We start from the raw sequence: 10,398 nt of genomic DNA on the forward strand, positions 1-10,398 counted from the left end.
GTGTATGAAAAGTTTTCCATTACGTTATGTACGTTGGACCGCGGAGGGGCTAGGATTGTGTCTCGTTCTCCTTTGCCGTTTTTTTCCCGGTATGGGCGAGCTGTACGCCCGTCAGGTTTATCCCGGTTTGTCCGCACTGTTGTCGGCCTTGGTTTCCTGGATTCCTTTTTCCATGGAAGAATGGTTCTTTGTAGGGGCATGTGTCCTGCTTGTTGGGATTCCGTTGTGGAGCTGGAAGAAAAAGAAAGGCTGGAAATGGACTTTGCGGGCAGAAGCCGAACTGCTGGTAGGAGTGTACCTCTGGTTCTATGTGGGCTGGGGAATCAATTATTTCCGGAAAGACTTCTTTACGCGTTCCTCTTTAGAATATGTAGCTTACCAGGATTCTACCTTCCATCACTTCCTGGCCGACTATACCCGTCGTCTGAATCAAGCCTACACGCAGTCTCCTTTTCCTTCGCACGAAGTTATCGAAAAAGAAGCCAAGCAACTCTTTGCCCAAGTGCCTTCCCGCTTTGGCCTCTCTTCACCGAAAACTTACCAGCATCCCAAGCAGGTCATGTTTAATGCGCTCTATTCCGGTGTCGGCGTGTTGGGCTACATGGGTCCTTTCTTTGCCGAGTCACAACTTAATCGCGAATTGCCTCCTTTGCAATGGCCGTTCACCTATGCCCATGAGTATTCCCACCTGCTAGGAGTAAGTAGCGAAGCCGAGGCCAATTTCTGGGCCTATCAGATTTGCATCCGTTCTGTTTCGCCTGCCGTCCGCTACTCCGGCTATTTCGGTCTGCTGCCTTATGTGCTTTCCAATGCCGCCGCACTGTTGGAGGAAGCAGACTACCGGCAACTGCTTTCTTCCATCCGTCCCGAGATTTTACAGACCCTTCGCGAAAAGCAAGCCTATTGGCAGGCACGCTATAATCCGGTGGTGGGACGTGTGCAGGAACTGATGTATGAGTATTACCTGAAAGGGAACCAGATTCCTTCCGGTCAGAAGAATTATGCCGAGGTGGTGGCTATGATACTTTCCTTACCCGACGAATGGTGGAACTAACTGCTGTGAGAATTGAAAAATCCTGACCATCCCTCGGGGAAAAAGTAAATTTTGAATTCTCAAGAAGGAAAACTGCTCTATTTTTCTGTAAAACAGGATTTTACTGAATTCTTGGATTTTTTATTCTGGACGCAAAATAAAAAGATAGCTTAAATTTATCTCAAATCCTTAATCCCCTGCCTGTCTTTACCTGCTTCGTGAAAAATCCTTAAAGTGTGAAAATCAGTGAATAACCCGCTTTTTAGGAGAAAAAACACTATCTTTACAGCCTTAATTTTTCTAAACTCAAAGCGAACGAAAGAAAATTATACCACAATGACTATCACGATTAAAAAAGTCACTACGAAAAAAGAACTGAAGAAGTTCATTCGTTTTAATTACGAACTTTATAAAGATAATCCCTATTCCGTTCCCGATTTGTACGATGACATGCTGAATACCTTCAATCCCAAGAAGAATCCGGCATTTGAATTTTGTGAGGCAGAGTATTTCCTGGCCTACAAGGGCGAGGAGATAGTGGGGCGTGTGGCCGCCATTATCAACCACCGTGCCAATGACACCTGGAACAAGAAAGAAGTTCGCTTCGGCTGGCTGGACTTCGTCGACGAAGAAGAAGTGTCTTCAGCCTTGCTGAAAGCCGTAGAACAATGGGGAAAAGAAAAAGGTATGGAAGCCATTGTCGGTCCGCTGGGATTTACAGATATGGATGCCGAAGGAATGCTGGTAGAAGGATTCGACCAGCTGAGCACCATGGCCACCATCTACAACTATTCGTATTATCCGGGACACATGGAGCAGTTGGGCTTTGAGAAAGAAGCCGACTGGGTGGAATACAAACTGAGCGTGCCCCACCAGCTTCCGGAAAAGTTTGTCCGCATCTCCGAAATTATTCTTCAGAAATACAACCTGAAAATCAAGAAGCTCAAGCGGAGCGAAATAAAGAAGCTGAATTATGGACAGAAGATTTTTGATTTGATTAACGAAGCTTACGCTCCCCTTTATGGATATTCGCAGATGACACAGGGACAGATTGACCAATATATAAAGATGTATCTGCCGCTCATCGACCTGCGCATGGTGTCGCTGGTAGAAGATGCGGAAGGCAATCTGGTGGCAGTGGGAATTGCCATGCCCTCCTTGTCGAAAGCCTTGCAGAAGGCCAAAGGAAAGATGTTGCCTTTCGGCTGGTTCCACTTGCTGAAAGCCCTTTTCATCAAGCGTCCGCGTGTGCTCGATTTGTTGCTGGTCGGAGTAAAGCCTGAATACCAGAGCAAAGGAGTCAATGCCCTCTTGTTCTATGATCTTGTGCCGATTTTCCAGCAGATGGGATTTGAATATGGAGAAAGCAATCCGGAGCTTGAACTCAACAAGAAGGTACAGGCACAGTGGAGTGCGTTTGAATCCGTGCAGCACAAACGCCGTCGTGCTTATAAGAAAATGATTTAAAATCAGAGGGAGAATAGATATGGAAGAACTCAATGAACAAACCGTTTCCTCTGTAGCCTATACGGAAGAGAACATTCGCCACCTGAGCGACATGGAGCATGTGCGTACCCGTCCCGGTATGTACATCGGTCGTTTGGGCGACGGTTCGCAGGTGGAAGACGGAATTTATGTGCTGTTGAAAGAAGTCGTCGACAACAGTATCGACGAGTTCAAGATGGGAGCCGGAAAACGCATTGATATCCAGATGGAAGATAACCTGCGTGTATCCGTGCGCGACTACGGACGAGGCATTCCTTTGGGAAGCCTGGTCGACGCTGTTTCCATGCTGAATACCGGAGGTAAATATGATACCAAGGCCTTCAAGAAAAGTGTCGGCTTGAATGGAGTGGGAGCCAAGGCGGTCAATGCATTGAGCAGCCGTTTCATTGCCTGGAGTGCCCGCGACGGACAGATGCGCAAGGCCGTGTTTGAACGCGGTGAACTGGTCAGCGACGAGACCTGCGCTACGGATGAAGAAAACGGAACCTATATCTTCTTTGAACCCGACGATACCCTGTTTCTGAACTATCATTTCCGTCCGGAGTTCATTGAGACCATGCTCCGCAACTATACCTATTTAAATACGGGGCTTTCCATCTATTATAACGGTCATCGCATTGTGAGCCGCAACGGACTGGAAGACCTGCTGAACGATAACATGACTGCGCCGGGGCTGTATCCCATCGTGCATCTGACGGGCGAAGACATTGAGATAGCCTTTACCCACAGTGCGCAGTATGGCGAGGAGTATTATTCTTTTGTCAACGGTCAGCACACCACGCAGGGAGGTACCCACCAGAGTGCGTTCAAGGAACACATTGCCCGTGCCATTAAGGAATTCTATGGAAAGAACCTTGAGTTTCAGGACATCCGTAACGGACTAGTGGCCGCCATTGCCATCAACGTGATTGAACCGACGTTTGAAAGTCAGACCAAAATCAAACTGGGTTCGCTTACCATGGCTCCGGAAAAAGACTCCGAAGGCAATCCCTATCCGCTTTCCGGTATCAGCGTCAATAAGTTTGTAGGCGATTTCGTGAAGGAGCAGGTAGATAACTACCTTCACAAGCATCCCGATGTGGCCGAAGTGCTGCTGCAGAAGATTCAGGAATCCGAGAAAGAACGTAAGGCCATTGCCGGCGTCACGAAGATCGCTCGTGAACGTGCCAAGAAAGCTAACCTGCATAACCGTAAGTTGCGCGACTGCCGCATACATCTGAACGACCAGAAAGGCGGAAAAAAAGAAGAAGACGATCCTCGTCTGGAAAGTTCCATCTTCATCACCGAGGGAGACTCGGCAAGTGGTTCCATCACGAAAAGCCGTGATGTCAATACGCAGGCCGTGTTCAGCTTGCGTGGTAAGCCGCTGAATTCTTTTGGACTCACCAAGAAAGTGGTCTACGAGAACGAAGAGTTTAACCTCCTGCAGGCTGCCTTGAACATTGAAGACGGGCTCGACGGACTGAGATATAATAAGGTAATCGTGGCCACCGATGCCGATGTGGACGGTATGCACATTCGTCTGCTGATGATTACCTTCTTTCTTCAGTTCTTCCCCGACCTGATAAAGAAAGGTCATGTATATATTTTGCAGACACCTCTGTTCCGCGTGCGAAACCGCAAGAAAGGCGTGTACGAAACCATCTACTGCTATTCGGACGAAGAACGGGTGGCCGCCATCGAGAAGCTGAGTCCCAATCCGGAAATCACCCGATTCAAAGGACTGGGAGAAATCTCTCCCGATGAGTTCCGTCATTTCATCGGCAAGGACATGCGCCTGGAGCAAGTCACCCTTCGCAAGACCGATGCCGTGAAGGAACTGCTGGAATTTTACATGGGAAAGAACACCATGGAACGTCAGAACTTCATCATCGATAATCTGGTGGTAGAAGAAGACCTGATTAAGAATGAAGAATGAATAATTAAATAAGTATCGACTGTCAATTATCAGTGATGAAAAGAGCGATATTTCCGGGCACATTCGACCCGTTTACTATCGGGCACTATTCCGTGGTGAAGCGTGCCCTGACTTTTATGGACGAAATTATCATCGGCATCGGGGTGAATGACAAAAAGAAAACCTGGTTCCCCACCGAAAAGCGTGTAGAGATGATTCGCAAGCTTTATGCCGACGAGCCACGCATCAAGGTAGAGGCCTACGACAATCTGACCGTTGATTTTGCCCGCGAGCGCGAGGCCGGATTCATTATCCGCGGCATCCGTACCGTGCACGACTTTGAGTACGAAGAAACCATTGCCGACATCAACCGCAAGCTGGCCGGCGTAGAAACCATCCTGCTCTTTACCGAGCCCGAACTGACCTCCATCAGCTCCACCATCGTGCGTGAGCTTTTGCAGTATGGAAAAGATGTATCCGACTTTCTGCCCGAAGGCATGGAAGTGGAATAAAATACACAATGCACATGAAAATCAGAAAATACGTATTTGCTTTATTGGCAGGATGGTCGGCATGGACGGCTCTTCCCGCCCAGAACAAGCTGCTCGATTCGCCTTCGCGCAAACTGCAGCTGGCCGAGTTCGCCATCTCCAATCTGTATGTAGATAAGGTAGACGAAGACAAGCTGGTGGAGACCGCCATTGTCAGCATGCTGGAAGAACTCGACCCGCATTCCACCTATTCCGATCCGGAAGAAGTAAAGCGGCTCAACGAACCCCTTCAGGGAAACTTTGACGGCATCGGTATCCAGTTCAATATGGCTACCGACACGTTGTTCGTCATTCAGCCCGTGTCGGGAGGACCTTCCGAGAAAGTCGGTATTCTGGCCGGCGACCGCATCATTGAAGTGAACGACACGGTCATTGCCGGCGTGAAGATGAACACGGACGAAGTAATGCGTCGTTTGCGCGGACCGAAAGGCTCCACGGTGACGGTAAAAGTGCTGCGTGCCGGCGTGAAAGAGCTGTTGCCTTTCACCATCAAGCGCGACAAGATTCCCGTATACAGTCTGGATGCTTCGTACATGGTGGAAGGAAAAATCGGTTACATCCGTGTGAGCCGCTTTGCCGCTACCACCGGAAAAGAATTTACCGATGCCCTCCACAAGTTGCAGAAACAAGGCATGAAAGACTTGATTCTCGATTTGCAAGGCAACGGAGGCGGTTACCTGAATGCGGCTATCAGCCTGTGCGACCAGATTCTGGGCAAGAAGGAACTCATCGTCTATACCGAAGGACGCCGCAACCCGCGTTCAGAGTTTGAAGCCAAGGGCGACGGCGATTTCCAGAAGGGGCGTCTGGTGGTGCTGGTCGACGAGTTCTCAGCTTCGGCCAGTGAAATTGTGACCGGAGCCATTCAGGACTGGGACAGAGGTATCGTAGTAGGCCGCCGCACCTTCGGAAAAGGACTTGTGCAGCGCCCCATCGATTTGCCCGACGGTTCCATGATTCGTCTGACGGTAGCCCGTTACTACACCCCTTCAGGCCGTTGTATCCAGAAACCTTACGAAAGTATCGAGCAATACAATAAAGACCTGATAGACCGCTACAACCGGGGCGAGATGATGAGTGCCGACAGCATCCACTTCCCTGATTCCCTCAAGGCCAAAACCCTGAAACTGGGACGCACCGTGTATGGCGGCGGAGGCATCATGCCCGACTATTTTGTGCCCATCGACACCACGATGTACACCGACTATTACCTGTCACTGCGCGACAAAGGCGCCATGGTGCAGCTGAACATCAAGCTGATTGACCGCCACCGGAAGGAATGGCTCCAGCAGTACAAGACGTTCGACCGCTTCAACCGCGAGTTCGAAGTCAGCCAGGCCATGCTCGATGAGCTGGTGGCACAAGGCACCTCCATGGGAATCACCTATAACGAAGCCCAGTTCCGTACGGCACTTCCGCTGGTCAAGACACAGCTGAAAGCCCTGCTGGCCCGTGACATCTGGGACATGAACGAATACTTCCAGGTGATTAACACGCTGAACGGTAGCATGAAAAAGGCCATCGAACTGCTGCGTGAACCCGGCATGAATTTCCCCAAAAGATAGGCTCTGGAAAACGTACTTGTGTTTGGCGAAAAACACAAGTACGTTTTCCTTGAAACGCAAGTGCGTTTGAATTGAAACTCTTCGATGTTTTGATTCAAACGCACTTGCGTTTTTTTAGCTTGTAAATCGCGGCCCTCGATTACAGAATTTTTTCCATAATCTGTTGTGTTATCTCAATAAATCTTCTAATTTTGCATCATAATTTGGACCTTCGAGTGCGAAATTATAGTTCGAACAATTAAATAATTTAAATTCAATCATTTATGTGGTTAAGTAATTCATCTATTGGAAGGAAAGTGGTGATGAGTGTTACTGGTATCGCCCTTGTCCTGTTTCTGACATTTCACATGGCGATGAACCTTGTTGCATTGTTCTCGGGCGAGGCGTACAACATGGTTTGTGAGTTCCTCGGTGCCAACTGGTATGCGCTGGTAGCTACTGTCGGACTGGCTGCCCTGTTTGTAATTCACATCATCTACGCTTTCTGGCTGACGATGCAGAACCGTGCAGCTCGCGGTCACGAACGCTATGCCGTGACAGCAAAACCGAAAAATGTGGAATGGGCATCTCAGAACATGCTGGTGCTGGGTATCATCGTAATCCTGGGTCTGGCTCTTCACTTCATCAACTTCTGGTACAAAATGCAGTTCGCTGAAATCATCGGCAACCCGATGATGGGTGGTCTTCATGCAGCCGACGGTTACGGCTACATCATGCAGACATTCTCTAATCCGGTGTTCTTCGTGTTGTACATTATCTGGCTGATTGCCTTGTGGTTCCACCTGACTCACGGATTCTGGAGCTCTATGCAGACGCTGGGCTGGAACAACACCATCTGGATTAACCGCTGGAAATGCATCTCTAACATCTATTCTACCATCATCGTGCTTGGCTTCATGCTGGTAGCCATTGTGTTCTTCCTGAAAAACATGATGGGTTGCGGTGCTTGCTAATTTAAGTGTAACTGATTAAATTGAAAAAACATTATGACTAAGATAATCGATTCTAAGATTCCTGAAGGCCCGATAGCTGAGAAATGGACCAATTATAAAGCTCACCAGAAACTGGTGAACCCGGCTAACAAACGTCGTCTGGACATCATCGTGGTAGGTACTGGTCTGGCAGGTGCTTCTGCAGCTGCTTCTCTGGGTGAAATGGGATTCCGTGTGTTCAACTTCTGTATCCAGGATTCTCCTCGCCGTGCGCACTCTATCGCTGCACAGGGTGGTATCAACGCAGCCAAGAACTACCAGAACGACGGTGACTCTGTATATCGTCTGTTCTACGATACAGTGAAAGGTGGTGACTACCGTGCTCGTGAAGCTAACGTATACCGTCTGGCCGAAGTGTCAAATAATATCATCGACCAGTGCGTGGCACAGGGTGTTCCTTTCGCTCGTGAATACGGTGGTACACTGGCTAACCGTTCATTCGGTGGTGCACAGGTATCTCGTACGTTCTACGCGAAAGGTCAGACAGGTCAGCAGCTGTTGCTGGGTGCTTATTCTGCATTGAGCCGTCAGGTAGGTGCCGGTACTGTAAAACTGTACACTCGTTACGAAATGCTCGACGTAGTATTGGTTGACGGTCGTGCACGCGGTATCATCGCCAAGAATCTGGTAACTGGTAAGTTGGAACGCTTCGCTGCTCACGCAGTAGTTATCGCAACCGGTGGTTACGGAAACACTTACTTCCTGTCAACTAATGCCATGGCATGTAACGTAACAGCTGCCATGTCTTGCTACCGTAAGGGAGCTATGTTCGCTAACCCGGCTTATGTACAGATTCACCCGACTTGTATTCCGGTACACGGTGACAAGCAGTCTAAGCTGACTCTGATGTCAGAATCTCTGCGTAACGACGGTCGTATCTGGGTTCCGAAGAAACTGGAAGATGCCAAAGCATTGCAGGCTGGCACAAAGAAAGGTAGCGATATTCCGGAAGAAGACCGTGACTACTATCTGGAACGCCGTTATCCGGCATTCGGTAACCTGGTTCCGCGTGACGTGGCTTCACGTGCCGCTAAAGAACGTTGCGACCACGGTTATGGTGTGAACAACACCGGTCTGGCCGTATTCCTTGACTTCTCTGAAAGTATCGAACGCCTGGGCTTGGACGTAGTTCGCCAGCGTTACGGTAACTTGTTTGATATGTACGAAGAAATCACCGACGTAAATCCGGGCGAACTGGCTCGTGAAATCAACGGTGTGAAATACTATAACCCGATGATGATTTATCCGGCTATCCACTATACAATGGGTGGTATCTGGGTAGACTACGAACTCCAGACTTCTATCAAGGGTCTGTTCGCTATCGGTGAATGTAACTTCTCTGACCACGGAGCTAACCGTCTGGGTGCTTCTGCATTGATGCAGGGTCTGGCCGACGGATACTTCGTATTGCCTTACACTATCCAGAACTATCTGGCTGACCAGATTACTGTTCCTCGTTTCTCTACTGACCTACCTGAATTCGCAGAAGCAGAAAAGGCTGTACAGACTAAGATTGACCACCTGATGAACATCAAGGGTAAGAAGTCTGTAGACTCTATCCACAAGGAGTTGGGTCGTGTAATGTGGGAATATGTAGGTATGGGCCGTACAGCTGAAGGTTTGAAGACCGGTCTGGCCAAACTGAAAGAAATTCGCAAGGAATTCGAAACAGAACTGTTTATCCCTGGTGCAAAAGAAGGTATGAACATCGAACTTGACAAGGCTTTCCGTCTGGATGACTTCATCACAATGGGTCAGCTGATTGCATACGATGCATTGAACCGTGAAGAATCTTGCGGTGGACACTTCCGTGAAGAATACCAGACAGAAGAAGGTGAAGCAAAACGTGATGACGAAAACTTCTTCTATGTAGCTTGCTGGGAATACCAGGGAAGCGACGACAAGGCTCCGGTATTGTACAAAGAACCGCTGGTTTACGAAGCTATCAAGGTACAGACTCGTAACTATAAGAGCTAATCAGTGAAGTTAAACAATTAAAGAATCTAAGTAAAATGGATAAAAATATATCATTTACGCTGAAAGTTTGGCGTCAGAACGGACCTAAGGAAAAAGGTCATTTCGATACATTCCAGATGAAGGATATTCCGGGTGATACTTCCTTCCTGGAAATGCTGGATATCTTGAACGAACAGTTGATTGAAGAAGGGAAAGAACCGGTAGTGTTCGACCATGACTGTCGTGAAGGTATCTGCGGTATGTGTTCTTTGTATATCAACGGACATCCGCACGGACCTGCAACAGGTGCTACTACCTGTCAGATTTATATGCGCCGTTTCAATGATGGTGACACCATTACTGTAGAACCATGGCGTTCAGCCGGTTTCCCGGTAATCAAGGATTTGATGGTAGACCGTACTGCTTACGATAAGATTATGCAGGCTGGTGGTTTCGTGAGCGTGAACACAGGTGCTCCTCAGGATGCCAACGCTATCTTGATTCCGAAGCCGATTGCTGATGAAGCGATGGATGCAGCTTCTTGTATTGGTTGCGGTGCTTGTGTAGCTGCTTGTAAAAACGGTTCAGCCATGCTGTTCGTTTCTGCCAAGGTAAGCCAGTTGAATTTGTTGCCTCAGGGAAAACCAGAAGCATTGCGTCGTGCCAAGGCCATGATTGCCAAGATGGACGAATTAGGTTTCGGTAACTGTACCAACACCCGTGCTTGTGAAGCAGAATGTCCGAAATGCGTTTCAATCAGCAACATCGCTCGTTTGAACCGTGATTTCATCAAAGCAAAACTGAAAGACTAATATTACTGGATTTTTCCAGATAAATAAAGATTCGCCTCGGAACGCATGTTGTTTCGGGGCGAATTCTTTTTGTATTTTAAAAACTT

At 48.4% G+C, this 10,398-nt stretch carries 8 protein-coding genes; all 8 read left to right on the top strand.

All coding sequences use genetic code 11. The annotated features are described in order from the left end of the window. Nucleotides 1-4: 4 nt before the first annotated feature. The 8 genes from ACMJ0U_RS03425 to ACMJ0U_RS03460 all read left to right on the top strand — a co-directional run bounded on the left by ACMJ0U_RS03425 (nt 5) and on the right by ACMJ0U_RS03460 (nt 10,312). A complete protein-coding gene (locus ACMJ0U_RS03425; RefSeq protein ID WP_417128193.1) occupies nt 5-1,054 on the top strand; it encodes a DUF3810 domain-containing protein in 1,050 nt (349 codons plus the stop codon). A 315-nt stretch (nt 1,055-1,369) separates the two neighbouring features. After that, the gene (locus tag ACMJ0U_RS03430) at nt 1,370-2,500 is read left to right on the top strand and encodes a GNAT family N-acetyltransferase (protein ID WP_417128194.1); all 1,131 of its coding nucleotides are present in this window, start codon (nt 1,370-1,372) and stop codon (nt 2,498-2,500) included. A gap of 19 nt (nt 2,501-2,519) precedes the next feature. After that, a complete protein-coding gene (locus tag ACMJ0U_RS03435; RefSeq protein ID WP_417128195.1) occupies nt 2,520-4,457 on the top strand; it encodes a DNA topoisomerase IV subunit B in 1,938 nt (645 codons plus the stop codon). Nucleotides 4,458-4,492: 35 nt separating this feature from the next. After that, nucleotides 4,493-4,948, top strand: a complete 456-nt coding sequence (gene coaD, locus ACMJ0U_RS03440) for a pantetheine-phosphate adenylyltransferase (RefSeq protein ID WP_117670004.1) — start codon at nt 4,493-4,495, stop codon at nt 4,946-4,948. Between the two features lie 8 nt (nt 4,949-4,956). Continuing rightward, nucleotides 4,957-6,552: a S41 family peptidase gene (locus ACMJ0U_RS03445; RefSeq protein ID WP_417128196.1), complete on the top strand. Its 1,596-nt coding sequence runs from the start codon at nt 4,957-4,959 to the stop codon at nt 6,550-6,552. 263 nt (nt 6,553-6,815) lie between these two features. Next, a complete protein-coding gene (locus tag ACMJ0U_RS03450; RefSeq protein ID WP_417128197.1) occupies nt 6,816-7,505 on the top strand; it encodes a succinate dehydrogenase/fumarate reductase cytochrome b subunit in 690 nt (229 codons plus the stop codon). A gap of 33 nt (nt 7,506-7,538) precedes the next feature. Continuing rightward, nucleotides 7,539-9,521, top strand: coding sequence for a fumarate reductase/succinate dehydrogenase flavoprotein subunit (locus ACMJ0U_RS03455; RefSeq protein ID WP_417128198.1), 1,983 nt, complete (start codon nt 7,539-7,541; stop codon nt 9,519-9,521). Between the two features lie 35 nt (nt 9,522-9,556). Then, nucleotides 9,557-10,312, top strand: coding sequence for a succinate dehydrogenase/fumarate reductase iron-sulfur subunit (locus ACMJ0U_RS03460; RefSeq protein WP_417128200.1), 756 nt, complete (start codon nt 9,557-9,559; stop codon nt 10,310-10,312). Nucleotides 10,313-10,398 lie beyond the last annotated feature (86 nt).

The sequence above is a fragment of the Phocaeicola sp. genome (genome assembly GCF_048170425.1).
GTDB lineage: Bacteria > Bacteroidota > Bacteroidia > Bacteroidales > Bacteroidaceae > Phocaeicola.